Origin of the sequence: Anaerofilum hominis, from assembly GCF_014287275.1 — a bacterium.
Lineage (GTDB): Bacteria > Bacillota > Clostridia > Oscillospirales > Ruminococcaceae > Pygmaiobacter > Pygmaiobacter hominis.
This window is the reverse complement of record NZ_JACONZ010000002.1, coordinates 258,448-283,290: the sequence shown is the minus strand read 5'-3', so window position 1 is coordinate 283,290 and position 24,843 is coordinate 258,448. Positions and strand designations below refer to the sequence as shown.

Sequence of the window (24,843 nt, the reverse complement as noted above, 5' to 3'; positions counted from 1 at the left end):
ATGCCGTGTCGCGCACAGAGCGCGGGAGAGGGACGAAGTATGGACAGCATTTTCAAGGATAAGACTCTTCTGATCACCGGCGGTACCGGCAGCTTCGGCAACACGGTGCTCAAACATTTTCTCTCCACCGATATCGGGGAGATCCGCATTTTTTCCAGGGACGAAAAAAAGCAGGACGACATGCGCCACGACTATCAGCTGCGCTTCCCCCATCTGGCGGGCAAGCTGAAGTTCTACATCGGCGACGTGCGCAACCGCGACAGCATCCACGCCGCCATGGGCGGGGTGGATTTCATCTTTCACGCCGCGGCCCTCAAGCAGGTGCCCAGCTGTGAATTTTTCCCCATGGAGGCGGTGCGCACCAACATCGTGGGCACCGACAACGTGCTGGCCGAGGCCATTGAGGCCGGGGTGAAAAAGGTGGTCTGCCTCTCCACCGACAAGGCGGCTTATCCCATCAACGCCATGGGCATCTCCAAGGCCATGATGGAAAAGGTCATCGGCGCCCGGGCCCGCACCGTCAGCGCGCAGGACACCACCATCTGCTGCACCCGCTACGGCAACGTGATGGCCAGCCGCGGCAGCGTCATCCCGCTGTTTGTCGACCAGATCCGGGCGGGCAAGCCCATCACGGTGACCAACCCCAACATGACCCGTTTTCTGATGAGCCTGGACGAGGCGGTCGCGCTGGTGGTCTTTGCCTTCGAGCACGCAGAACCCGGCGACCTCTTCGTACAAAAGAGCCCGGCCTCCACCATCGGCGACCTGGCCAAGGCCATGCAGCAGCTGTTCGGCGACACCGGCGTGCGCATCATCGGCGACCGCCACGGCGAAAAGCTGTACGAGACGCTGCTCACCAGCGAGGAGCGGATGCACGCCACCGACATGGGCGGCTATTTCAAGGTGGCGGCGGACACGCGCGACCTGAACTACGACAAATATTTTGTCGAGGGCACCCTGCCCGAGGGCGAGCCCGAATCCTATACCAGCCACAACACCACGCGGCTGGACGTGCCGGGCATCGTCGACAAGCTGATGACCCTGGACTATATCAAAGAAGAGCTGGCAAAGGAGTGAGCCCATTGGCCGCACAGTCTCGGCCCCTGCAAAAAGGGGACCCCATCCTGGTGACCGGCGCGGACGGTTTTGTGGGCCGCAACCTGGTGCTTGCGCTGCAGAACCGGGGCTACACCAACGTCCTGCGCTTTGACCGCGGGAACACCGACGCCGAGCTGGCCGCTTTTTGCGCGCAAGCCCGTTTTGTCTTTCATCTGGCCGGGGTCAACCGCCCCCGGGACCCCAGTGAATTCTACGACGGCAACAGCGACCTGACCGCCCGCCTGTGCGCCCTGCTGGCCGGGGCGGGGGGCCGCTGCCCGGTGCTGATGACCAGCAGCATCCAGGTGGGCAACGGCAGCGATTACGGCAACAGCAAGGCCCTGGCGGAACAGCAGCTGGTGCGGTACAGCCACGACACCGGCGCCCCCGTCCACTTGACCCGCATGCCCGGCGTGTTCGGCAAATGGTGCCGCCCCAACTACAACAGCGTTGTGGCCACTTTCTGCCACAACATCGCCGCCGGGCTGCCCGTGCAGGTGCGCGATCCCGCATTTTCGCTGCCGCTGGTCTACATCGACGACGTGGTGGACGCCCTTGTCGGCGTTTTGGAGGGGCGCAGCCTGCCCGACCCCGAACGCCCGGGCTATTTTGCCATCGCCCCGGTGCATGAGACCACGCTGAGCTGGCTGGCGGACACCATCCGCTCGTTTGCCGACAGCCGCGGCACGCTGCAGGTGCCGGACCTGTCCGACCCCCTGACCAAAAAGCTCTACAGCACCTATCTGTCCTATCTTGAGCCGGAGAGCGGCTTCAAATACCCGCTGAAGACGCACGCGGACGCGCGCGGCAGCTTTACCGAATTTCTGCGCAGCCCGGACCGGGGCCAGGTCAGCGTCAACGTCAGCCGCCCCGGCATCGTCAAGGGCAACCACTGGCACGACACAAAAAACGAAAAGTTCCTCGTCGTATCCGGCCGGGCCTGCATCCGCTTCCGCCGGGCCGACGGCGGCCCTGTTTACGAGTATCACGTCTGCGGGGAGAAACTGGAAGTGGTGGACATCCCCACCGGCTACACCCACTCCATCGAAAACGAGGGCGAGGGCGACCTGGTGACCGTGATGTGGGCCAACGAGTGTTTTGACCCGGACCATCCCGACACCTGGCCCCTGCCGGTGACCGGGGACTGACGCGGCCCTGCCGCCGTTTTCCGGCCGTCTGTTTCGGCCTTTTGCGGCGGGCGTTTCTATCCCGGGGCGGCCGGACCGGCCGCAGGCTGTCTTTTCAGCCCTCCGGCCTTTCCGGGCCGCGGTCCTCAAACCCGGCGCCGGGCTGCCCCGCGCATCCGGGCGGCCAAAACTTTCCCACGGAGGCTGTGATAAAATGAAAAAACTGAAGCTCATGACCATCGTCGGCACCCGGCCCGAGATCATCCGGCTGTCGGAGGTCATCAAGTGCTGCGACCGGTACTTCGACCATCTGCTGGTGCACACCGGCCAGAACTACGATTACCGTCTGAACGGCATTTTTTTTGAGGATCTGGGGCTGCGCCAGCCGGACCATTACCTGTCCTGCGTGGGCAGGGATCTGGGCGAGACGATGGGCGGCATCATCGCGAAGAGCTATGAGCTGATGGTGAAAGAGCGCCCCGACGCGGTGCTGCTGCTGGGCGATACCAACAGCGCCCTGTCCGCCATCTCGGCAAAACGGCTGAAGATCCCCATCTTTCACATGGAGGCGGGCAACCGCTGCTGGGACTGGAACGTGTCTGAGATGATCAACCGCAAGATCGTGGACCACATCAGCGACGTCAACCTGCCCTATACCGAACATTCCCGCCGCTATCTGCTCAGCGAGGGGCTGGACGGCAAGACGATCTTCGTCACCGGCAGCCCCATGCGCGAGGTGCTGGCCGCCCACGCCGCAGCCATAGAGGACAGCCGGGTGCTGGAAGAGCTGGGCCTTGCGCCCGGCCGGTACATCCTGCTCTCCGCCCACCGGGAGGAAAACATCGACAACGAGGAAAATTTCATGTCCCTCATGGGGGCGGTGAACCGCATTGCCGAGCACACGGGCATGCCGGTGATCTACTCCTGCCACCCGCGCAGCCGCAAGTACATCGAAGCGCGGCAGTTCCGGTTTCACTCGCTGGTGCGGGAGATGCAGCCTTTCGGCTTTCTCGACTACAACAAGCTGCAGAAAAACGCCTACTGCGTGCTGTCCGATTCCGGCACCTTGTCGGAGGAGAGCGCCATGCTGGGCTTTGCCGGGGTGCTGATCCGCACCAGCACCGAGCGCCCCGAGGTGCTGGACAAGGGCAGCGTGGTGATCGGCGGCATCCGCGGCGACGACGTGGAACAGGCCATGGAGCTGGCTGTTGCGATGCGGGACAACGCAGAGCCGGTGGTGATGGCGGAAGACTATGCCGACCTCAACGTTTCCGTAAAGGTGGTCAAGCTGATCCAGAGCTATACCAAGATCGTCAACGAGACGGTGTGGCTCAAGCGCTGAGCCGCCGCGGGCACAGAGAAAGAGCAGCGGCCCGCGCTTTGGCGCGGCGCGCGGGACCTTTGAGATCTTTTCCCGCACTGGCGGCCCCGCCCGCTTTTGTTCTCTTTTCCAGACCGCCGCAGCGGCGGCGCGCGCCCCGTTTTTTCATCTTCTGCCAAAAGGTGGTGTCGTATTGCCCAAAAGGATCCTGGTCGTCAGCCAGCACTATTGGCCCGAGACCTTTCGCAGCACCGACGTCTGCCAGGGCTTTGCCGAACTGGGCTACGAGGTGGACGTGCTCTGCGGGCTGCCGAACTACCCCAAGGGGGAGCTGTTCCCCGGCTACGGCTTTTTTAAGCGGCGGCGGGAGACCCGCGGCGGGGTGGAGATCTTCCGCGCCTGGGAGGTGCCCCGCAAGGGGAATACCGGCCCGCGCATCTTCTGGAACTATGTCTCCTTCCCCTTTTTTGCGGTTTTTGATCTGCTGCGGCTGCACGGCCGCCGTTACGACGCGGTGTTCTGCTACGAGACCAGCCCGGTGCTGATGGCTTTTCCGGCGATCGTGTACGGCAAACTGCACCGGGTGCCCACCACCATCTATGTGCTGGACCTGTGGCCCGAAAACCTCTACTCCGTGCTGCCCATCAAAAACCGCGCCCTGCGCGCGCTGGCCTTTGGCGTCTCCCGCTGGCACATGCGGGCGGCGGACCGGCTGATCGCCATGTCCCCCGGGCTGCGGCAAAAGCTGATCGAGCGCACCGGCAAGCGCACCGGCGACGTGGCCGTGGTGCCCCAGTACTGCGAGGACCTCTACACCCGCGACGTGGAGGACGAGGCGCTGCGCGCCCGTTTTGCAGACAAGTTCAACGTGGTCTTTGCGGGCAATTTTTCCCCCGCCCAGTCGCTGGACACCCTGGTAGAGGCCGCGCTGTGCCTGCGCCGGCGCGGGGAGCAGGGCATCCGGTTCATCCTGGTCGGCGACGGCATGAGCCGCGAGACCCTGCTGGAGCGGATCAGCGCCGAGGGGCTGGACTCTTATTTTGCCTATGAGGGGCCGCATCCCGCAGAGGACGTGCCCCGGTACCACACGCTGGCCGACGCGCTGGTCGCCTGTCTGGCGGGCACTGAAGATCTCGGCCTGACCATCCCCGCCAAGATCACCAGCTACTGCGCCGCGGGGCGGCCGGTGCTGGCCAGCATGGACGGCGAAGGCGCCCGGGTCGTGCAGGAGGCGGGATGCGGTTTTGCCAGCCCGGCCGGCGACGCGGAGGCGCTGACGGAAAACCTGCTGCGGCTGTACCGCATGTCCCCCGGCGAGCGCGCCGAGCTGGGCCGGCGCGGACGCGCTTACAACGCCGCCCACTTCGACCGCAAGACGCTGCTGCGGCAGCTCACCGACTTTATACTCGGCGGGGAACAGCCCTCTGCCGGGGACTGCTGACCGACCGGAGGTGCATCCGCTTTTGAAGATTTTGGTAATGATCCCCTGCTACAATGAAGAGGAAAATCTGGAACGGGTCGTGACCCGTCTGAAAGAGACCTGTCCCGAGGTGGACTATCTCATCGTCAACGACTGTTCCACCGACCGCAGCCGTGAGATCTGCGACGAAAAGGGCTACAGCTATATCTCGCTGCCCGTCAATCTCGGCATTGGCGGCGGTGTGCAGAGCGGCTATCTCTACGCGGTGGAGCGGGGCTACGATGTGACGGTGCAGATGGACGGCGACGGCCAGCACGACCCCGCTTATCTGCGCGCGCTGGTCCAGCCGGTGCTGGACGGCAGTCTGGATATGGCCATCGGCAGCCGCTTCATTACCAAGGACGGCTTCCAGTCCAGCCCGCTGCGGCGGCTGGGCATCAACATCATCAGCCTGTTTATCCGGGTGCTCACCGGCAAAAAGGTGCGGGACACCACCAGCGGTTTTAGGGCCTGCAACCGCGCCCTGACCGAATTTTATGCCCGCCATTACGCCCAGGACTACCCCGAGCCCGAGGCCATCGTGGCCGCGCTGGCGGCGGGCTACCGGGTGGGCGAGGTGCCGGTGGTGATGGAAGAGCGCATGGGCGGCACCTCCAGCATCCGCTCTTTCAAATCCGCTTACTACATGGTCAAGGTCTGCCTGTCCCTGATCGTCTACCGGCTGTCCTTTTCCCGGCGGCGGCGCCGGCAGTGAGCCGCGTCATCCCCATCCTTTTGAGGTGAAGTAAAATGGATATTATGTTCCCGGCATTCCGGCTGGCGATGATCCTGGGGGTCCTGCTCTATCTGGGCGTCATCTTCTACCTGCTCAAAAAGCAGAAGCTGGGCGTACAGTATGCCATCATCTGGCTGATCTCCGGCTTTGTGCTGCTGATCTTCGCCCTGTTCCCCTATATCGTGCTGGTGATGGGCGACCTGCTGCATGTGCTCAACCCGGTCAATTTCGTCTTTATGGTGATCCTGGCCTTTGTGCTGCTGATCCTGCTCTCCCTCTCGGCGGTGGTCAGCGGTTTCGCCCTGAAGATCAAGTCCCTCACCCAGAATGCCGCCCTGCTGGAGCGGCGGATCCGCGAGCTGGAAAGCGGACGGGAGAACGCCGGGGAGGACGCGGGCCAAAAGCCCGGCCCCGGCCGTCACTGAACCGCATCCCCCTACGCCGCTGCGGCGCGGCGAATCCATGAGTTGAGGTTTTGGTGGTATGACGGAGACATTCACAAAGCAGGTGCAGGAGCTTTGGCGCTTTCTGCAGCAGGAGATCTTCAGCCAGCCCTTTTCCCTGCAGTCGGTCGGGGACTGGCTGGGCGGCCTGCTGCAAAAGGGGATGAGCTTTAATTCCCTTGCCTTTCTGCTCTTTTTCCCGCTCTGCGTGCTGCTTTATTATCTGCTGCCAAAGGCCGCGCGCAACCTTTGGCTGCTGGTGTGCAGCTATTTTTTCTACTATTTTGCGACCGTTGCGGGCGGCCGTGCACACCCCGCCGCGCTGGCCGTTCTGGCGCTGCTCACCCTTGTCACCTACCTGCTGGGGCTGGCCCTTGACCGGCCCGTCTCCCGCAGCGCGCGCCGGCTGCTGCTGGCCGCCGGCGTGCTGGCCAATATCGGCGCGCTGATCTATGTAAAGTACACCTCTTTTTTCGCCTCGCTGCTGAACGGGTGGTTCGGCTGGTCTCTCAAGGCCGCCCCCGCGCTCTCCCCGGTGTGGATGATCGGTTTGAGCTTTTACACCCTGATGGCGGTGGGGTATCTGGCCGACGTCTACCGCGGCGTCTCGCCCGCGGAAAAAAGCCCGGTAAAATGCGCGCTGTTCCTCTCGTTCTTCCCCCAGGTGGTGTCCGGCCCCATCAGCCGCAGCGGCGATCTGCTGCACCAGATGAACCGGGTCCACCGCTACGACTGCGCCATGGTCAGCCAGGGCCTGCGGCAGATGCTGTGGGGATACTTCAAAAAAATGGTGATCAGCGAGAACGCCGCCGCCATCCTCAAGCTGGCCTTTTCGTCCCCCGGGTCCTATAATGGTTTTCAGCTGCTGGTGTCCGCCCTGCTGTATGCCGTGCAGCTGTACGCCGACTTTTCCGGCTACTCCGACATTGCGCTGGGCGCCGCACGCTGCCTGGGCTTCAAGCTGCCCGGCAACTTCCGCCGGCCCTACGCGGCCCGCACCATCGGCGAATTCTGGGACCGCTGGCACATCTCGCTCTCCAGCTGGCTGCGGGACTATCTCTATATCCCCCTGGGCGGCAGCCGCAGGGGGGTGGCGCGCGCCTGCGCCAATACGCTGATCGTTTTTCTGGTCAGCGGCCTGTGGCACGGCGCCGGGCTGACCTTTTTGGTCTGGGGCGGTCTGCACGGTCTGTATAATGTGATCTCGCGGCTCACAAAGCCCCTGCGCCTCACCGTGAACCGGCTCACCCGGCTGAACCGCTGCAAACGGCTGCACCATTTTCTGCAGCGCGCAGCGACCTTTTGCATGGTGACCTTCGCCTGGATCTTCTTCCGGGCTGACAGTCTGGACAAAGCGCTGCTCTTCATCTACCGCCTGCCTGTGCAGCTGGGGCGCACTCTGGCCAGCTGGACGGCGGTGGACCGCGCCCTTGCGGGGATCGGCTTTTACGCCAACAACGGTGCGGCGCTGGTGTGCGCCATCCTGCTGATGTTCGTCGCCGAAGCGCTGGAGCGGCGGCGGCCGCTGGCGGAGGCGGTTGGCCGCTGGCCTTTTGCGCTGCGCTGGGTGGGATACTATCTGCTGTTGCTGGGCATCCTCTTTTTCGGTGTTTTCGGCGCCACCCCCTTTATCTACGGACAGTTTTAAACCTGTCGAAAATTAGTATTTGTAGAGCAAAAGGCTCCTTTTTAACAAAAAAGGAGCCTTTGCGTCTGCCCGGTGCGCCTGTGCCGTTCTCCCGCGCTTGGTTTTTTCCCTGATCCCTGGGTCCCGCATTTTGCCCTGCGCCCGGCTTTTCAGGCTTTCCGGCGCAGCCCCGCCGATGTGCTGCCGCGTCTGCCCTGTCCCAAAAGGCTGCGCCGCGTCCGCATCCACCTGACCGGCATCGGGCCTCCACCCGCAAAAGGCAAAGAGAAGCCGGCCCTTTTACACTTTTCTCTCAAAACTCCGGCAGTGGAAAAAACGTCTGTTTGGGCCGGCAGAGGGAGCGCTGTTTTTTACCGCGATCTGAAACAGGAGTGGAACAAACTGTGATCTGTTACAAAAGCTGCTGTGCGGAGGATATCCGCGAAGGGCTGTTTGAGGGCTTTCTGCGCCGCCAGAACGTAACGAAATGCTGGCGGAAAGAAAACGGGGAGTGGACCGTCAAAGACGATCCTTTCATCGACGACTGGTCGGAAAGCGACCGCCGGGCCCTGCTCGTCCATTTGAGAGAGCTGCTGGCAGCCGGCGGGTTCGTCTGCGCCGCGTTTGACCAGGGGCGGCTGAAAGGGTTTGCCTCCGTGAGCCCTGCGTGGTTCGGCGCCGGCCGGGAGTACCTTGACCTGACCAACCTCCACGTTTCGGAAGATCTGCGCAGGAACGGCGTCGGGAGAACACTTTTCTTGACGGCGGCGCAGTGGGCAAAGAGAAAAGGCGCAAAAAAGCTTTATATCTCCGCGCATTCCGCCGTGGAGAGCCAGGCCTTTTACCGCGCTATGGGCTGCCGCGAGGCGGAGGTCTGCAATCAGAAACATGTCGAAGAGGAACCCTTTGACTGCCAATTGGAATACCTGCTGTGAGAGAGCGGCCCCGGCGATCCGATGGAAGGAGGCGGCACCGGGCGCCGGTGCGGAAATGCCCCGTGCGGCGGCCCTGCCGGGGAGGCGGCGGATATCTCCCGCTTTTTCCTGCCCTGCATCAAAGAGGAGCTACCGGCCTGCCGCCGGTAGCTCCTCTCTTTTTTATTGCCGCGTCCCGCCTGTCTGCCGCGCCGCGGGAAAGCCGCCGCGCGTTTTTGTTTTGGGACGCCTTGCCGCCGGTTTCCCTTTTGTCCCGAAAGCGGGCTGCCTTTATTGCAGGGCCCCGCTCTTTTTCAGCCGCATGGCGGCCAGCAGCAGTCCCGCGCGGCTGGCCGCAAAATTCAGGCCGCCCTGCAGATAGGCGGTGTAGGGGGCCCGCATGGGCCCGTCGCAGGACAGCTCGATGCTGCTGCCCATCGTAAAAGCGCCCGCCGCCATGATCACCTCTGCGTCGTATCCCGGCATGGGACAGGGCTCCGGGGTGACGAAGCTGTCCACCGGGCTGCCCGCCTGTACCCCCTGGCAGACAGCCGTCAGCCCCTGCGGGCTGCCGGTCTCGATGCTGGTGATGATGTCGTTGCGGTCCGCGTCATAGGCCGGGGAGGTCTGATAGCCCAGCAGGCTGAACAGACTGCTGGCGTAAACGCTGGTCTTGAGCGCCTCGGCGGTGACGCCCGGGGCGTAATACAGGCCCAAGTACAGCTGGCGCAGCACGTCCATGGTGCAGCCCAGCTCCCGCCCGGTGCCGGGCGCGGTCAGGCGGTGGCCGCACAGCTCCACCAGGTCGGCCCGGCCCGCGATATAGCCGCCGGTGGGGGCGATGCCGCCGCCCGCGTTTTTGATCAGGCTGCCGATCATCAGGTCCGCGCCCACGCTCACCGGCTCGTCCTTTTGGGTGAACTCGCCGTAGCAGTTGTCCACCATCACGATCACTTCGGGGTTTGCCCGCTTTGCCGCCTGGGCGATGGAACCGATGGTCTGCAGCGACAGGGCCGGGCGGCTGGCATAGCCCCGGCTGCGCTGGATATAGCAGACCTTGGCGCCGCGGCTCTTTTCCTCAACGGCCGCAAGGTCGGGGCTGCCGTCCGGCCCCAGCTGGGCCTCCTCATAGCGCACGCCGAACTCGGCCAGGCTGCCCAGACGGCTGCCGTCCAGGCCGATGACCCCCCCCAGCGTGTCGTAGGGCCGCCCGGTGGCGGCAAACAGGGTGTCCCCTGCCCGCAGCACCCCGAACAGCGCCACCGCCAGGGCATGGGTGCCGGAGAGAAAATGCGGCCGGCAAAGGGCGTCCTGCGCCCCCACCGCAGCGGCGAACACCCTGTCCAGCATATCCCGGCCGCGGTCATCATAGCCATAGCCGGTGGTGCCCACAAGGTGGCTGCCCGCCACGCCGCAGCTGGTAAAGGCCCTGAGCATCTTCCACTGATTGTGCTCCTTGATCTCCTCGATGGCGGCAAACCGCGCCGCGCACCGCTCCATGGCCTGCCGGTCGATCTCCAGCAGCTCGTCCGAGACGTCAAAAAAATCCTGGATCATCTGTTTTGTGTTCTCCTTTGTTTTTCCGGCCGCAACAGGGCCTTTTTTCATCGATGCCGCGCAGCCGCATCGCCGGGCGGGCAGACGGCTTCCACCGCCGTGCCGGACGCGGCAAACCCCAGCTTTTCATAAAATCCCCGCAGCGGCTCCCCGCACAGCAGCCGCACCGGCCGTCCCCCGCAGGCGCGGGACAGCCCCAGGACCAGCGCGGCCGCATAACCGTGTCCGCGGGCCCCGGGCCGTGTCGCCACAGCCGTGAGATAAGCGCCGTCCGGCCGCAGGCTGTACAGCCCGGCCGTGGCCAGCGGCACGCCGTCCCGCTCCACCGTCCAGATCAGGGCCAGCCCCCGCGCCCGCCGGGCGCAGGCGTCGGCATACCAGCCGTCCGGGTCCGCCCCCTCCAGCAGGCCGCTCTCCCTCAGCCGCCACAGCGAGGGCTGCCGCTCCAGACGCACACCCTGCGGCAGAAGAGAATCCGGCCCCGCATCGCTGTCCGCTGCCGGGGGCTGCCGCAGCTCCATTTCGATCAGCGCCCGCTGCTGCCAGCCGGGCGGGCAGATCCCGCGGGAGCACAGCCGCTCCACCCCCGCAAAGCGCAGGAAAGCGGCCAGCTCCTCCGCCTCCGCGGCCTCCTGCCGCCCGCAGAGCAGCGCTCCGCCGCCCTGCACCAGCAGGGCGGCGGAGCGGCCGGCGCGGTAAAAGCCGCAGGCCCGGGGATGCTCTCCCCAGCAGTCAAAGGCGGTAGCGATGCGGCCGCCGAAAAGCGGATCGCGCTGCAAAAGGGCGGCAAAAGCCTCCCTGTCCCCCTCTGCGACCCGGGCGATCATTCGGGCAGAGCGTTGACCAGCCGCTTGAAATCCCGGCCCCGCACCTCAAAATTCGGGTATTTGTCAAAGCTGGCAGAGGCCGGCGAGAGGGAGACCACGTCCCCGGGCACGGCGCGCCGCCGGGCGGTCTCCACCGCCTCGGCCATATCCTGCGCGTGTTCGATGACCAGCCCGCTGCCGGCAAAGCCGGGGCATTCCCTGACCGCTTTTTCGATGATGGGGCCGGTGTCCCCCATCAGGATCAGCACCTTGACATGGGCAAGGATCTCCGGCGCCAGCGGCTCGTAGGGGATGTGCTTGTCATAGCCGCCCGCGATGATGATGATCTTCTGGTCAAAGCTGCGCAGCCCGGCGATGGTGCGGGTGGGGCTGCTGGCGATGGAATCGTTGTACCACTGCACCCCGTGCAGCAGCCGCACCGGCTCGATGCGGTGCTCGACCCCGGCAAATTCCCGTGCCACCTTTGCCATGGTCTCAAAGCGCACCTCGCCCGCCACCGTAGCGATGGCGCCCAGCAGGTTTTCCACATTGTGCAGGCCGCGCAGCCTGACCTCGCTGCGGTTGAGCACGGGGGTCACGACCCCGTCTTTCGCAAAGCAGAGGTCCCCGTTTTCTGCCAGAAAGGCCCCCCGCGCCACCTGATGGAGCCGGCTGAACCAGTAGGTATCGCCCACCACGTCCTTTGCCATGGCGCGGGTGATCTCGTTCTCGTAGCCCAGCACCGCTTTGCTGCCCGGCCGCTGGTGCAGCAGGATGTTGCGCTTGGCGTCGACATATTCTTCCATGTCCCTGTGATGGTCCAGATGGTTCGGGGTGACGTTGGTCACCAGGGCCACATCGGGGGAGGTGTGCATCGAGATCAGCTGAAAACTGGACAGCTCCACCACGGCCACGTCGTCGGGCCGCACCGTGTCCACCACCGGCAGCAGCGCCCGCCCCAGGTTGCCGCCGAGATGCACCGTCCTGCCCTCGGCCCGGAGCATCTCGGCGATGAGGGTGGTGCTGGTGGTCTTGCCGTCCGAGCCGGTCACGGCATAGATCCTGCAGGGGCAAAGCTCAAAAAACAGCTCCATCTCGCTGGTGACCTCGGCCCCCTCGGCCCGGGCCTGCTGCAGGGCGGGGGTAAAATACTCAAACCCCGGGGTGCGCAGGATCATATCCTGGCCCCTGAGGCCGTCGAGATAATCCTGCCCCAGCGAGAAGCGCACGCCCAGCGCGCGCAGTTCTTCTCCCAGGGGGCCGAACTCCTCCACCGAACTCTTTTGATCACAGAGGGTCACGACCGCCCCCTGTCTTGCAAAGAGCGGCAGCAGCTCCCGGTGGGAGACCCCCGCGCCGATAAATGCCACCCGTTTGCCTGCAAGCCCTTCAAAAAAGAGCTCCGCCTTTGTCTTCATTTCCGCAAGACCCCTCTTCCCTGTTTCATCTGGCCCGGCGGCCGGCGGCGGACGCAAAGCGATCCGCGCCGGTCCATAGCCTTACCATTATAATATGAAAGGATGAGCCAATCAAGCCCGGCTTAGACGCAGGGGAGCGTTCCGTCCCTGCGCCGCGCAGGATGCGGACGCGCCCCGATACCGCGAAAAGAGCGGTCTTTCCACGCGCCCACACTGTGTTTTTTCAGAGAGCGGGAGAGCAAGTTTCCCGCGCCGCGGTTGCGCAGGCTCGCCCGCGTGCCGCCCGCTGTCGCATCCCCCGGGCACAGGCGTTCGCGGCCCTCTTCCCGTTTCAGCGGCGTCTTTTCCGCCGTGTACCCTCCCCCGGCCTGTAAAAGGCCCGTTCTCCCCGCCCGGGCACGGCGCGCTGCGCCTTTTGCCGGTCCGGTACGCCGCCGCGCCGGGCGGTGCGGAAAGTTCCCGCCGGGCCCGCCTCTCCGCGCCCTTTTCTCCAAATTTTTTCTTGCTCCGCGATGCTGTCATGTGCTACAATAGGACACAATAAAAATTAAGCAAAATATACAAATTCCGGGAGGGGTACCTTTGGCGGATTTCGATCTGAAAGAGCTGTTCGGCAGCCGGCTGTTCGACGACCGGGTGATGCGCTCGCGGCTGCCCGGCAACGTCTACGAATGCCTGCGCGTCATCCGCGACGAGGGTGGGGAGTGGGACCCCGCCGTGGCCGACGTGGTGGCCGAGGTGATGAAAAACTGGGCCATGGAACTGGGCGCCACCCACTATGTGCACTGGTTTTCGCCCATGACCGGCACCAACAGCGGCAAGCACGACGCTTTCATCGACGGGGTGGATTTCGGCCAGCCGCTGCTGAGCTTTTCCGGCAAGATGCTCTCCAAAGGCGAGCCCGACGCCTCCAGCTTTCCCTCCGGCGGGCTGCGCGCCACCTTTGAGGCCCGCGGCTATACCACCTGGGACCCCACCTCTCCGGCCTTTGTGCTGGGCACCACCCTGTACATCCCCACCGCTTTCTGCGCCTATACCGGCGAGGCGCTGGATCAGAAGACCCCGGTGCTGCGCAGCATGCAGGCCCTGAACAAGCAGGCCCTGCGGGTACTGCGGGCACTGGGGGACAAGGCGGTGATCTCGGTGCGCCCCACCGTCGGCGCCGAGCAGGAATATTTTCTTGTGGACAAAGAGCTGTTTGACAAGCGGCTGGACCTGAAAGTCTGCGGCCACACGCTGATGGGCGCCCGCCCGCCCAAAGGGCAGGAGCTGGACGACCACTACTACGGCAGCATCAGCGAGCGGGTGCGCGCCTTTATGCGCGAGCTGGACGAGGAGCTGTGGGCGCTGGGCGTGCCCGCCAAGACCGAGCACAACGAGGTCGCCCCCGGCCAGTACGAGCTTGCCAGCGTCTTTGCCAGCTCCAACATCGCCTGCGACCACAACCAGATCATGATGGAGCTGATGCGCAAGGTGGCGCTGCGCCACGGCTTTGCCTGCCTGCTGCACGAAAAGCCCTTTGCCGGCGTCAACGGCAGCGGCAAACACAACAACTGGTCCCTTTCCACCGACCGGGGCGAAAACCTGCTCAAGCCCGGCAAGGATCCCGCCGGCAACCCGCGCTTTCTGCTGTTTTTGAGCGCGGTGATCGAGGCGGTGGACCGCTATGCCGATCTGCTGCGTCTGGCCGCTACCTGCCCGGGCAACGACGACCGGCTGGGCGGCAACGAGGCCCCGCCCGCTGTGGTCTCCATCTTTTTGGGCGACCCGCTGGTAAAAGTGCTGGACGCCGTGGCCACCAGCCATGAGGTGCAGGGCGGCGAGCGCAAAAAGCTGCTCACCGGCGTCAAAAGCCTGCCGCTGGTAACGCTGGACGACTCTGACCGCAACCGCACCTCCCCCTTTGCGTTTACCGGCAACAAGTTTGAATTCCGCATGGTGGGTTCCTCCCAAAGCATCGGGCTGGTCAATGCCGTGATCAACGGCGTCGTTGCAGACACGCTGCGCGGTTATGCCGACCGGCTGGAAGCCGCCGCAGACCCGCAGGCCGAGCTGATGCAGATCGTGCGGCAGGCCTGGGTGGAGCACAGCCGCATCGTCTTTAACGGCAACAACTATTCTGAGGAATGGGCCGCAGAGGCACGGCGGCGCGGCCTGCCCTGTCTGGACCACATGGCCGCCGCAGCCCGCGCCTTTGTCGACCAGAAAAACGTGGAGATGTTTGCCCGCACCAAGATCTTCACCCCCGGCGAATGTCACAGCCGCTATGAGGTGCTGCTGGAGCGGTATGTCAAGACCACCCATATCGAGGCCCTGACCATGCTGGAGATGGTGGACCGCAGCGTGCTGCCCGCCTCGATCGAGTTTATGGGCCGCATCGCCCGCAGCAGCTATTATGCCGGGCAGGAGGGGGTCTCCAGCCGCGCCACCGTACAGCTCGTCAAGCGGCTGGCCACGGGCATCGACGCGATGGAGGCCGCGCGCGACCGCCTTGCGGCAAAGGTCAAAGGCATGAAAACCCGGGACGCCCAGCAGGAGGCCGACGCATGGTATGGCATCCGCACCGGGGAGATGGCCCGGCTGCGCGCTGCCTGCGACCGGCTGGAAGAGTTGGTCGCCGACAGCGCCTGGCCGATGCCGGGTTACAGTGACCTTCTGTACGACCTTTAAACCCGCCAAAAAATGAACACCAGCACTGTGGCGCCGCCGGCGCCACTTTTTTATTGATCCGCCCCCCTCCCTTGTCCCGCACGCGTCTGCGCGCAGCCGGTGCGGGCAGTGATAAAAGCATCCGCCCCGGCCGGCCTTTTCGCCAAGGATGCCTCGCGGGACGCGCAAATGCCATTCTGCCGGGGTGAAGCGGCTGATTCTTTTTGCACATCTCGCAGAAATGGGGCGTTATTTCGTCTTTTTCACAAATTTTTCGATGTTCTTTTGTGCTTATTCATTGTTTTTTAAGGATCTTTTTGTTAACATTAAGGGCAGACCTGCGTTACTACTGATAGAGTGTTTTTATCGTCTTTTAAAGGAGGGATCCCTGTTGACAAAACGCCTGGCCGCGCTGACGCTTGCGGGCATGCTGTGCCTGTGCCTGCTGACCGGCTGCAAAAAAGACGCGGTCAACTTTATCTATTATACCTCCGACGCCATCACCACCCTGGACCCGCAGCTCGCCTCCACCCCGGCGGAACTCACCGCCGTCAAAAACATGTTTGCCGGGCTTTACCGGCTGGACGAAGCCGGCCGCGCCGCGCCGGACCGGGCGCAGGAGACGGAGGTCAGCGCCGACGGCCTGGTGTATACCTTTACGTTGGACCCGGACGACGTTTTTACCGACGGGGACAAGATCACGGTGCCGGTGACGGCGCGGGACTACGTCTTTGCCCTGCAGCGGCTGCTGGACCCGGCCACGGGCGCGCCTTCGGCGCGCAGCTTCCTCTCCATCCGGGGCGCGGCGGAGGTGTTGTCCGGCGCCGCGCGGCCCGCCTCGCTGGGGGTGCGCGCGGTATCCGACACGGTGCTGGAGATCACGCTGTCCACGCCGGACGACGGCCTGCCCGCCAAACTGGCCTCCGCGGGGGCCATGCCCTGCAACGAGGCGTTCTTCGACTCCACCGCCGGCGCTTACGGGCTTTCGGTGGGGACGGTGCTGGGCAACGGCGCTTTTCAGCCGACGGCCTGGTCCGCGGCGTCCGGGCTGACCCTGCGCCGCCTGCGGGGGGACGAAAACGATCTTGTCAACCGCATCCGTTTGGTGCCGGACGACGGCGGGAGCACTGCCGCCGAGCGGCTGGCAGAAGGCCAGCAGGACGGCGCGCTCGCCTCTGCGGACCAGCAGTCCCAATTGAGCGGCTATCCCTCCCAGACCTTTGAGACCACGGTCTGGACGCTGGTGTTCAACTGCGCCGACGACTCCCTCACCAACCTCTCCATCCGGCAGGCGCTTGCCTCTGTGGCGCGGCTGTCGGCGGAAGATCTGTCCGGGCTGGTGCATCTGCGCGCAGCGGACGGCCTGGTGCCGGGAAGCGCGCAGCTGACCGGCGGCAGCCCTTATCGGGACGCGGTAGGGGACGCGATGCCCTCCCTGGCGGAGGCGCAGAGTTATTCCCTTTACCGGCTGGGGCTGTCCGAGCTGGGCGTCGAGCGCCTCTCCGGCCTGCAGGTACTGATCCCGGAGACCGAGCCCTGGGGAGACCTGTATCCGATCATCAACCAGCGCTGGCAGCGCAGCCTGTCCGCCTTTTTCTCAGTACAGGCCCTGCCCGAGAGCGAGCTGCTCGCCCGGGTGCGGAAAGGTGAGTTCGACATCGCGCTCATCCCCCTTTCCATGACCTCCAGCGGCCCCGAAACGCTGCTGACCGGCTTTCTCTCCGACGAGGCGGCCAACCCGGCGCGCTACCACAGCACGGCGTTCGACAGCTTTGCCCGGCAGGGGCTGTCGGCTGCCGCCTCCGCGGCGCAGGCCGCTGCCTGGGGGGCTGCCGAGCGGCAGCTGCTGGGCGACGCCGCCGTGGCGCCGCTGGCATTTCAAAGCAGCGGATTCTATCTCGCCCCGGACCTGAAAGGGGTCGTCGTCAGTCCCTTTGGCCCTGTCATCGACCTGACCGGCGCAAGCCGGAAATGACCCCCGCCCCGGCCAAAGGCAGCCCGGGGGACAAACTGTAAAAAAGCGCCTCCCGGCTGTGATCCCACAGCCGGGAGGCGCTTTTTTGTTCTGCGGCCGCGGTTTAAGGCCCCGCGGCCGTATTCTGAATTTTGTGACGATCTTTCCTGCCCCGCCCTTACAGGATATAGACGTTGACGCTTTGGACGGCGGACAGATACGCCTCGTCAAAGGTGTCGTAGAACAGGTCCACCAGGGCGTGGCCCTGCTGCATGGCCGAGCCGGTATCGGTGGCGATGGCATAGCCGTAGACAAACCGGCCGTCGGTAGAGGTGATATACAGCAGGCTGCCGTACGGGATCACGTTGGGGTCTACCGCGACCGTGCCCTCATACAGGCCCAGGCCGGACGAGCCGCGCCCGCGGCGGGCGGAATAGGCGGTGGCGCGGCCGGTGAGCACCTGCCGGTAGCTGCTGGGCACGCCGTTTTCCACCGTGACGCCCGCAGGCCCCTCCAGCGGGGAGACCGGCGCGCCTGCGCCGTAGCGCATGATAATGGTGTCCTGTGCGGGGACCACATCCTCCACCCGGATCACCTCGGCGGATTCCACCGCGCCGTCCACCACCCGCTCGCGGGTGGTGGTCTCCCGCAGGCCGGGCACCCCCTCCTGCACCACATAGCTGGAGTTTTTGCGCCGGTAGAGCAGACTGGTCTCCTGATAGACGGTCCCTGGCTCGATCTCACTTTGGACCACCGTATCCCGGTATTCCACCCGGTGCACGGTCACCGTGTCGCCCTCGGTCAGTGAGGTATTGAGGGACGGCTCGGTATAATCGTGTTCGCCCAGCGCGGCGCCCACCTGGGCCAGGGCCTGTTCCACAGTGCCGTCGGTGAGATAGGCGGTGCGGGTCTCCCCGTCCGCCTCGACCGCGACCGTGAACGCGCGCTGGATGTTGAGGCTGGCCACATTGCCGTTGTACTCGGTGTAAAAGACGTCGTCGTGTTCGCCGGCGACGATGCCGGACACCTCCATGATCTGCTGCGGGTCCTCTGCAGTGGTGAACAGCATCTGACGGTTGCCGTCAGAGTCGGTCACCAGCACGATGTTCAGCGCCAGATACAGGCTGAACAGGGTGCAGCAGAGGGCCGCTGCGGAAATTGCCACGGCGTACGCTCTCGCGGGGATGCCCGCGATGCGGCGCCGCAGATGCTCGATGAGCTTGGTCATGCATTCACTCCTTTTTTCTTCGTCCGGCACGCGCACCGAAGCGCGCTTTGCCGGGCCGTTCGCGAAAAACGTCAAACCCTGTCTTTCGCGCCGCCGTCTGCAACGCCGCCGGCAAAGCCCGAATCGGTACGGGGACGCCGGCGGCGGAGACGCGAATCATTTTGAATTTCTGCCGGGCCGCTGCAGAGAAAAAAGACGCCGCCGCGCTGTCTGCCCGCGCGGAACGGCAAGTTGCCTTGGCCCTTTCTTGACCTCACTTCGAGCATTTTACCAAAACGGCCCACCCGGGTCAAACAAAACTGCCGTCAAAATCCGGGGGGATTTCACCCTCTGACGGGGCTGGTATAGATATACAGCTTTATATTCACGATTTTCTTTATTTCCTTTTCTTTACTCGGATATTTGCGATTCAGCGCCCCTGTTTTTGCATTTAAATGCATTTTTCGACGCCGCTCTTTTTGCCGCCGCCCGGACCGCTCTATTTTTTTCTGTCCGCACTGTAACTACAAAAAAACTTCCTCCCCCGCGCAGCGGGAAAGGAAGCTCTTTCTTTTTTCTATGCGGCGCTGTCCGAAGACGCGTCCTGCGGCGCGGAGGAACCGTCCTGCGGCGGCGCGGAGGAAACTCCGCTATCCGCCACGCCGTCCGCGCCGTCCGAAGACGCCTGCGAGGAAGAACTGTCCGGCGCGGCGCTGGACGAGGGCGCGGGCCCGTTGCCGCTGTTGCCTGCGGCCAGGCTCACCGCCACCTCTATGGCGCGCTGGATCTGCGGGTCGTCGTTCACTGTGTAATCGTAATAGGCCAGCTCTTCCTCTGCCGAGAGGGTGCGCTCATAGTCCGGCGTCACGCCGACGCCGTCGAAGCTCTCGCTTCTGCCCGGCACCATCACCGCCACCGTCAGGCTGACGGCGCTGCCGTCGGTCATGGTGTACATCCGCTGCAGGGTGCCCCTGCCCGCCGTTTTGGCGCCCACGATGCGCCCTTTGCCGAAATCGCGCAGCGAGACCGCAAAAAGCTCCGCGCCGGAGGCGGTGTTGCCGTTGGTCAGCACCACCATGGGCAGGGCCACTTCTTTCTCGTCGCTGGTATAAAGCACCTTGGTCTCGCCGCCCTTATAGGTGCCCGAGACGATGGTGCCCGCGGGGCAGAGCAGGTCGACGCACTCGGCCGCCGCGGACAGCGAGCCCCCGGCGTTGTTCCGCACGTCGAACACCAGCGAGGAGGCCCCCTGCTGCGTGAGCGCATTGATGGCGTAATCCAGCTGGGACACCGTCTCGTCGGCAAAGGTGCGGATCTTGATATAGCCCACCGCGTCCACCAGCTGGAACTCCACCGTGGGCAGGTCGAACGGGCTGCGCTGGATATCCACCGGGGTCTCGGCGTTGTCCTGCAGGTAAGTCACCTTGATGGTGGTGCCGCTCTCCCCTTTCAGCAGGCTGTTCACCGCGTCGAGGGTAAGGGTCTTCAGGTCGGTCTCGTCCAGCTTGGTGATGATGAGATTCTGCGAGAGCTGCGCCGCCTCGGCCGGGCTGCCCGGATAGATCTTGACGATACGGAAATAGCCGCTGGCGTCCTTGACCACCTCTACGCCGATGCCCATCAGCTTGCCGCTGGCGGTGTCGTTGAGCTCCGTGACCTGCTTGGCGGTGTAATATTTGCTGTTGCGGTCCCCCAGGCCGGCCACGTAGCCGGTGGCCAGCATGTCGTAGAGGGTCTGGTCGTTGATCTCGGTGTAAAAATTGTCCCGCGCCACCTTGTCGATCTCCGCCAGCTTATTGTACATCACCTGTTTTTCATTTACATCGCTCACGGTCCTGTCAAACAGCTTCATGGCCAGGATCATGGTCACCGAAAAAGTCACCGTCATGGCGATGATCGCGATGGCGATGGCGAGGCTGACCGATATCTTTTTTTTCATATTGCGAACCTCCCGGATCTCTCGGCACTTTTTTCGGGGGAAAGAGCTTCTGCCCCCAAACCGGCAAAACGCGCCCCGGGGCCTGCGCAGCTTTTTTGCGCGCGGCCCCCGGGGTGCGCCTGGTCTCTCGTCCGTTCCCGCGAAACGGCGCAAAAGGGCCGCCCCGCTGATCCCGCTTCATTATATTGCCGGAATGTGTTGGTTTTATGAACGCCGCGCTGCGCCGGAAAGCCCGCTCAGAAATGCGGGCAGGGCGCGGGGCCCGCGCCCCGACAGCCGGAAAATGCCCAAACAGGCCGCCCCGGCAGACGGTTTTGACGCAGCGGACGCCTTTTGCCGCGCGAAGAGACCGCGCGGCAAAAAGCCGGGCCCCTCAGCGCCCCAAGAACGGCGCGGGGTCCACCTGCTGGCCGTTCTGACGGATCTCAAAATGCAGGTGCGGGCCGGTGGAATTGCCGGTGCTGCCCACCGCGCCCAGCGTTTCACCCTGACCGACCGCCTGCCCCGGCGTGACATAGATGGCGCTCATATGCCCGTAAAGCGTTTTGTTGTTGCCGCCGTGGTCCACAATGACGTAGTACCCGTACCCGCGCGAGCCGTAGACCACCGTCTGCACCGTGCCGGGCAGGCTGGCGGTCACGCCCGCCCCGTAGATCACCCGGCCGCCGCCGGAGATGTCGATGCCGGTGTGAAAATCCCTCTGCCCATAAAGGATGCGCCAGCCGTAAGGCGAGGAGATGTTGTAAAAACCGGGCACCGGCCAGCCGTAGGCGCCGCCCACAAAGTCCGGGTTGTCCGAGGGTTTGCTCATCTCCGCCTGGGCCGCAGCGCGGGCGGCGTTGTATTCCCGGGTGAGCCGGGCCTCGTCGGCGGCATTGGCTTTCTGCGCCGCTTCAATGTCGCTCAGGCTGGCGTCCACCGCCTGCAGGTTGCCGGCAAGCTCCTGCTTTTTGGCGTTCTGGGCGTCCAGATCAGCCTGCAGCTGGTCCAGCTGCGCGTTGATCTCGGCCTCCTGCCGCTCCATCTCCGCCTTTTCCTCCGCCAGCTTTTTCAGCAGCTCCGTGTCGGCCACCGAGATGCGGGACAGGGTGGTGGACGCAGTGAGCAGCTCGTCAAAGCTGTTGACCGCCAGCAGGGTGGACAGCAGCCCGGAGGTGCGGTTCACCTGCATGGCGCGCAGCCGCTCCTGAAACAGCGCGTCGGTTTGGGCGATGTCGCGCCGCTTCTGGTCCAGCTCCGCCTGCTTTTGGGCGAGCTGCTCCTTGGTCTGGTCGATGGAAGTGCCCAGCGCGTCGATCTGCGCCTGGATGATATCGTTCTGGCGCTTCAGGTTGTCCCTGTAGGATTTTTGCTGTTCTTCCTTTTCTTCCAGCTCTTCGCCTTTTTTCTTGACCTCGTTCAGCTCCTGCTGCAGCCGCTCCACATCGTCGGCCGCCGTGGCCCGCGCCACATAGGGCAAAGCCAGCATCAGAGCCATGAGGATCGCCATGGCAAGGCAGATAACACGTGCGGTCTTTTTTTTCATACGCGCCTCCAACTACAGTGATCTTGGACATGCCGCTCCCCGGGGCCCGCGTCCGCGGCCGGCGGCCGCAGCCCGTACAGCGCTTTTGCCGCCCTGCGCCGGTCCCCCCGGCCGGGCAGACGGCTGCGCGGCGCCCCCTGGCGGAGCTTTTATGCTGCCCGGCCCCTGCCGGGCGGACGGGCCGTCAGACTTTCAAATGCTTGCGCACGCTTGCCGCGCTGCCGAAGCCGCCCAGCACCGCGCCGCTGGCCACAAAGCCGATCAGCAGCGGGGCCCAGACCGCGCGGTAAGACAACAGGGTGAAATAAAGGTTGGACAGCAGCCCTGTGCCGGAGCGGGAGACCGCTTCCAGCACGCCCAGATACGCCCCCGACACCAGCCCGAAGGCCACGGCGGCGGAGATCAGGCCGATGGCCGTGCCCTCCACCAGGAAAGGCAGCCGGATAAAGCCGTTGGTCGCGCCCACGAACTTCATGATGTTGATCTCCTTGCGGCGGGCAAAAACGGTGATGCGGATGGTGTTGGAGATCACCACCAGCGAGACCACCGCCAGCACCGCGACCAGCCCCCAGCCGGCGATATTGACCGTGTTTTTGAGCGAGACCAGCGTGCCGGCCAGGTCGCTGGGCGCATCCACCGAGTAAAGCCCCGGCAGCGCTTTGAGCTGGTCCACGGTGGCGTCGATCTGGGTCAGATCGTCCACCGTCACCCGGAAGCTGGCCAGCAGGGGGTTGCCGTCCCCCTTATACGGCTCCAACAGTTCGCCGTAAGACTCGCCGTCGCCGTCGGACATCCAGCCCTGCATCTCCTCGATGGCCTGGTCCTTGTCCACATAGGTGTAGCCCAGGATATTCGGCATGGCCCCGATCGCCTCGTCCGCAGCCTGGATGGAGGCCTCGTCCGCGTTGGGCTGCATATAGACGATGACTTTGTTCTGCGCGCCCAGATAGTCCACAAAATTGCCCACGTTCACCGACAGCAGCGCCGCGATGCCGGTGATGACCAGGCAGGCGGTGAGCACGCCGATGGAGGCGATGCTCATCAGCTTGTTGCGGGTCAGGTTGTGCAGGCCCTGGCCGGTGAGATATTTGAAACCGGAAAAGCTCATCGCGCCACCACCTCCACTTCACTGGGGGACACCAGCTTGTCCCGCAGCCCGGCGCTGGTGTCGGCCACGACCTCGCCCTTTTCTATGTAGATGGTGCGCTGGTGAAACTGGGCCGCGAGCTCCTGCTCATGGGTGACCACCACCACGGTGGTGCCCACCTTGTTGATGGCGGTGAGCAGTTCCATGATCTCCACCGAAAGCTCGGGGTCGATGTTGCCGGTGGGCTCGTCCGCGATGATGATGGGCGGCGAGTGGACCATGGCCCGGGCCAGCGCCACCCGCTGCTGCTCGCCGCCCGAGAGCTCGGGCGGATAGCTGCGCGCCTTGTCCTTGAGGCCCACCAGGTTCAGCACATAGGGCACCCGGCTGCGGATCTGCTTTTCAGGGATATTGGTCACCCGCATGGCAAAGGCCACGTTCTCGTAGGCGGTCATGGTCGGGATGAGACGGAAATCCTGAAAGACCACGCCCAGCGAACGGCGCATATAGGGGATCTGCCGGTTTTTGATCCGGCGGAAATCATATCCATTGACCACGATCTTGCCCTCGGTGGCGGTCTCCTCGTGCAGGATCAGCTTGAGAAAGGTGCTTTTGCCCGCGCCGGAATGCCCCAGCACAAAGACAAATTCGCCCCGGTCGATCTTCAGGCTGATGCCGTCCAGGGCGGTGATGCCGCCCGGGTATACTTTTTTGACGTTTTTAAACTCTATCATTGGCAAAAATCTCCTTTGCCCGCGCGCGGGGACCTAAAACGCAGCCCCGCAGGGCTGCACCGCCCGGGACGGGGCCTGCCCCGCCCGCAGGCGGTCTGCCCCGCGGGACCTTTTTTCTGTCTGCATCCCCGCCGCGCGCCGCTCAGTATTTGGCGGGGTTGGAATTGAGATATTTTTTGACCATCAGCGCCACTTTGAAGACGATGGCGTCGTCGAACTCACGCAGGTCGAGCCCGGTGAGCTTTTTGATCTTTTCAAGCCGGTAAACCAGCGTGTTGCGGTGCACGAACAGCCCGCGGCTGGTCTCAGAGACGTTGAGGTTGTTCTCGAAGAACCGCTGGATGGTAAACAGGGTCTCGGAGTCCAGCGAGTCGATGCTGCCCTGCTTGAACACCTCTTTGAGGAACATCTCGCACAGGGTGGTGGGCAGCTGGTAGATCAGCCGGGCGATGCCCAGGTTATCGTAGCTGACCACGGTCTGCTCGGTGTCGAACACCTTGCTCACCTCCAGCGCGATCTGGGCCTCTTTGAAGCTGGTCGCCAGGTCTTTCACGTTGGCGATGGGGGTGCCGATGCCGATGACGCTTTTGATGTAATGTTCGCCGTTGAGGGTATCCACGATGCTGGCGGCCAACTTGATGATATCCTCGCGGTCGATGCCGCGCTTGATCTCCTTGACCAGCACGGTGTCGTTTTCACTGATATTAAAGACAAAGTCTTTCTGCTTGTCGGGGAACAGGCCGCTCACCACGTCATAGGCGGAGATATCGTTGCCGCTGGTGACCCGGATGAGCAGCACCACGCGGGACACGTCGGTGGAGAAATGCAGCTCCCGCGCCTTGGCGTAGATGTCGCCGGGCAGGATGTTGTCCAGCACCACGTTTTTGATGAAATTCGCCTTGTCGAACTTTTCGTCGTGATACTGCTTGATGTTCTGCAGCGAGATGGTGATCAGCGACGCATAGCGCCCCGCCAGGTCGTCGGCGCCCTCCACAAAGACCGCGTAATCGTTGCGCTTGTTGGAGCTGAACATGTGGTAGGTGTAGCCATCCCGCACAAAGACGTCGCCGGTCGACAGCCGGTCGGCCGCGATGCCGTCCCGCACCTCGCCGATCTTGGTCAGTTCGCTGCAGGAGATGATGGTGCCGGTCTCGTCCACGACGCCCAGGACGCGGTCCACCGCATCCTTCATCTGATAGATCACGCCCTGAAACACTCTGTTCGCCATAATGATCGATTCCC

General features: G+C 64.0%; 19 protein-coding genes. 10 read left to right on the top strand and 9 right to left on the bottom strand.

Annotated features, from left to right (window positions below; translation table 11 throughout):
* Positions 1 to 39 precede the first annotated feature (39 nt).
* The 8 genes from H8S23_RS06425 (at position 40) to H8S23_RS06390 (ending at position 8,746) form a co-directional block, all read left to right on the top strand.
* A complete protein-coding gene (locus H8S23_RS06425; protein ID WP_207721104.1) occupies positions 40 to 1,077 on the top strand; it encodes a polysaccharide biosynthesis protein in 1,038 nt (345 codons plus the stop codon).
* A 5-nt stretch (positions 1,078 to 1,082) separates the two neighbouring features.
* Positions 1,083 to 2,246 carry a polysaccharide biosynthesis C-terminal domain-containing protein gene (locus H8S23_RS06420; protein ID WP_243165912.1) on the top strand — a complete coding sequence of 388 codons (1,164 nt, stop codon included), beginning with the start codon at positions 1,083 to 1,085 and terminating at the stop codon, positions 2,244 to 2,246.
* 193 nt (positions 2,247 to 2,439) lie between these two features.
* Complete coding sequence (locus H8S23_RS06415) at positions 2,440 to 3,567, top strand: UDP-N-acetyl glucosamine 2-epimerase (protein WP_186887502.1); 1,128 nt, start codon at positions 2,440 to 2,442, stop codon at positions 3,565 to 3,567.
* Positions 3,568 to 3,739: 172 nt separating this feature from the next.
* Complete coding sequence (locus H8S23_RS06410) at positions 3,740 to 4,987, top strand: glycosyltransferase family 4 protein (RefSeq protein WP_186887501.1); 1,248 nt, start codon at positions 3,740 to 3,742, stop codon at positions 4,985 to 4,987.
* 22 nt (positions 4,988 to 5,009) lie between these two features.
* Entirely contained in the window at positions 5,010 to 5,720 is a 711-nt protein-coding gene (locus H8S23_RS06405) for a glycosyltransferase family 2 protein (RefSeq protein ID WP_186887500.1), read from the top strand.
* A gap of 35 nt (positions 5,721 to 5,755) precedes the next feature.
* The gene (locus tag H8S23_RS06400) at positions 5,756 to 6,166 is read left to right on the top strand and encodes a DUF2304 domain-containing protein (RefSeq protein WP_186887499.1); all 411 of its coding nucleotides are present in this window, start codon (positions 5,756 to 5,758) and stop codon (positions 6,164 to 6,166) included.
* Positions 6,167 to 6,224: 58 nt separating this feature from the next.
* Positions 6,225 to 7,832: an MBOAT family O-acyltransferase gene (locus H8S23_RS06395; RefSeq protein ID WP_186887498.1), complete on the top strand. Its 1,608-nt coding sequence runs from the start codon at positions 6,225 to 6,227 to the stop codon at positions 7,830 to 7,832.
* Between the two features lie 383 nt (positions 7,833 to 8,215).
* Positions 8,216 to 8,746 (top strand): GNAT family N-acetyltransferase, encoded by a 531-nt coding sequence (locus tag H8S23_RS06390; protein WP_186887497.1) that lies wholly within the window; start codon positions 8,216 to 8,218, stop codon positions 8,744 to 8,746.
* A 270-nt stretch (positions 8,747 to 9,016) separates the two neighbouring features.
* Here the strand turns inward: H8S23_RS06390 and H8S23_RS06385 are convergent, their stop codons facing one another.
* The 3 genes from H8S23_RS06385 to murD are packed head-to-tail and all read right to left on the bottom strand — an operon-like array spanning position 9,017 to position 12,506.
* Positions 9,017 to 10,282 carry a methionine gamma-lyase family protein gene (locus H8S23_RS06385; protein ID WP_186887496.1) on the bottom strand — a complete coding sequence of 422 codons (1,266 nt, stop codon included), beginning with the start codon at positions 10,280 to 10,282 and terminating at the stop codon, positions 9,017 to 9,019.
* 47 nt (positions 10,283 to 10,329) lie between these two features.
* Entirely contained in the window at positions 10,330 to 11,061 is a 732-nt protein-coding gene (locus H8S23_RS06380; protein ID WP_186887495.1) for a GNAT family N-acetyltransferase, read from the bottom strand.
* 44 nt (positions 11,062 to 11,105) lie between these two features.
* Positions 11,106 to 12,506: a UDP-N-acetylmuramoyl-L-alanine--D-glutamate ligase gene (gene murD, locus H8S23_RS06375; RefSeq protein ID WP_186887494.1), complete on the bottom strand. Its 1,401-nt coding sequence runs from the start codon at positions 12,504 to 12,506 to the stop codon at positions 11,106 to 11,108.
* A gap of 582 nt (positions 12,507 to 13,088) precedes the next feature.
* Here murD and H8S23_RS06370 point away from each other — a divergent pair.
* Both H8S23_RS06370 and H8S23_RS06365 read left to right on the top strand, forming a co-directional pair.
* Positions 13,089 to 15,176, top strand: coding sequence for a glutamine synthetase III family protein (locus H8S23_RS06370; RefSeq protein WP_186887493.1), 2,088 nt, complete (start codon positions 13,089 to 13,091; stop codon positions 15,174 to 15,176).
* A gap of 370 nt (positions 15,177 to 15,546) precedes the next feature.
* Entirely contained in the window at positions 15,547 to 17,130 is a 1,584-nt protein-coding gene (locus H8S23_RS06365) for a peptide ABC transporter substrate-binding protein (RefSeq protein WP_186887492.1), read from the top strand.
* A 157-nt stretch (positions 17,131 to 17,287) separates the two neighbouring features.
* Here H8S23_RS06365 and H8S23_RS06360 read toward each other — a convergent pair whose 3' ends face one another.
* The 6 genes from H8S23_RS06360 to H8S23_RS06335 form a co-directional block, all read right to left on the bottom strand.
* A complete protein-coding gene (locus H8S23_RS06360) occupies positions 17,288 to 18,337 on the bottom strand; it encodes a 3D domain-containing protein (RefSeq protein ID WP_186887491.1) in 1,050 nt (349 codons plus the stop codon).
* Positions 18,338 to 18,893: 556 nt separating this feature from the next.
* Complete coding sequence (locus H8S23_RS06355) at positions 18,894 to 20,255, bottom strand: S41 family peptidase (protein WP_186887490.1); 1,362 nt, start codon at positions 20,253 to 20,255, stop codon at positions 18,894 to 18,896.
* Positions 20,256 to 20,628: 373 nt separating this feature from the next.
* Positions 20,629 to 21,780: a murein hydrolase activator EnvC family protein gene (locus H8S23_RS06350; protein WP_186887489.1), complete on the bottom strand. Its 1,152-nt coding sequence runs from the start codon at positions 21,778 to 21,780 to the stop codon at positions 20,629 to 20,631.
* Between the two features lie 184 nt (positions 21,781 to 21,964).
* The gene (ftsX, locus tag H8S23_RS06345) at positions 21,965 to 22,888 is read right to left on the bottom strand and encodes a permease-like cell division protein FtsX (RefSeq protein WP_186887488.1); all 924 of its coding nucleotides are present in this window, start codon (positions 22,886 to 22,888) and stop codon (positions 21,965 to 21,967) included.
* Positions 22,885 to 23,601: a cell division ATP-binding protein FtsE gene (gene ftsE / locus H8S23_RS06340; RefSeq protein ID WP_186887487.1), complete on the bottom strand. Its 717-nt coding sequence runs from the start codon at positions 23,599 to 23,601 to the stop codon at positions 22,885 to 22,887. The genes ftsX and ftsE overlap by 4 nt, the downstream gene beginning before the upstream one ends.
* 142 nt (positions 23,602 to 23,743) lie before the next feature.
* On the bottom strand, positions 23,744 to 24,829 hold the full coding sequence (locus H8S23_RS06335; RefSeq protein WP_186887486.1) for a PucR family transcriptional regulator: 1,086 nt from the start codon (positions 24,827 to 24,829) through the stop codon (positions 23,744 to 23,746).
* Positions 24,830 to 24,843 lie beyond the last annotated feature (14 nt).

Coding starts and splice junctions, on each gene's coding strand:
- H8S23_RS06425 (WP_207721104.1), top strand. CDS start 40: ATGGACAGCATTTTCAAGGATAAGACTCTTCTGATCACCGGCGGTACC.
- H8S23_RS06415 (WP_186887502.1), top strand. CDS start 2,440: ATGAAAAAACTGAAGCTCATGACCATCGTCGGCACCCGGCCCGAGATC.
- H8S23_RS06400 (WP_186887499.1), top strand. CDS start 5,756: ATGGATATTATGTTCCCGGCATTCCGGCTGGCGATGATCCTGGGGGTC.
- H8S23_RS06395 (WP_186887498.1), top strand. CDS start 6,225: ATGACGGAGACATTCACAAAGCAGGTGCAGGAGCTTTGGCGCTTTCTG.
- H8S23_RS06385 (WP_186887496.1), bottom strand. CDS start 10,282: ATGATCCAGGATTTTTTTGACGTCTCGGACGAGCTGCTGGAGATCGAC.
- murD (WP_186887494.1), bottom strand. CDS start 12,506: ATGAAGACAAAGGCGGAGCTCTTTTTTGAAGGGCTTGCAGGCAAACGG.
- H8S23_RS06360 (WP_186887491.1), bottom strand. CDS start 18,337: ATGACCAAGCTCATCGAGCATCTGCGGCGCCGCATCGCGGGCATCCCC.
- H8S23_RS06355 (WP_186887490.1), bottom strand. CDS start 20,255: ATGAAAAAAAAGATATCGGTCAGCCTCGCCATCGCCATCGCGATCATC.
- H8S23_RS06350 (WP_186887489.1), bottom strand. CDS start 21,780: ATGAAAAAAAAGACCGCACGTGTTATCTGCCTTGCCATGGCGATCCTC.
- ftsX (WP_186887488.1), bottom strand. CDS start 22,888: ATGAGCTTTTCCGGTTTCAAATATCTCACCGGCCAGGGCCTGCACAAC.
- ftsE (WP_186887487.1), bottom strand. CDS start 23,601: ATGATAGAGTTTAAAAACGTCAAAAAAGTATACCCGGGCGGCATCACC.
- H8S23_RS06335 (WP_186887486.1), bottom strand. CDS start 24,829: ATGGCGAACAGAGTGTTTCAGGGCGTGATCTATCAGATGAAGGATGCG.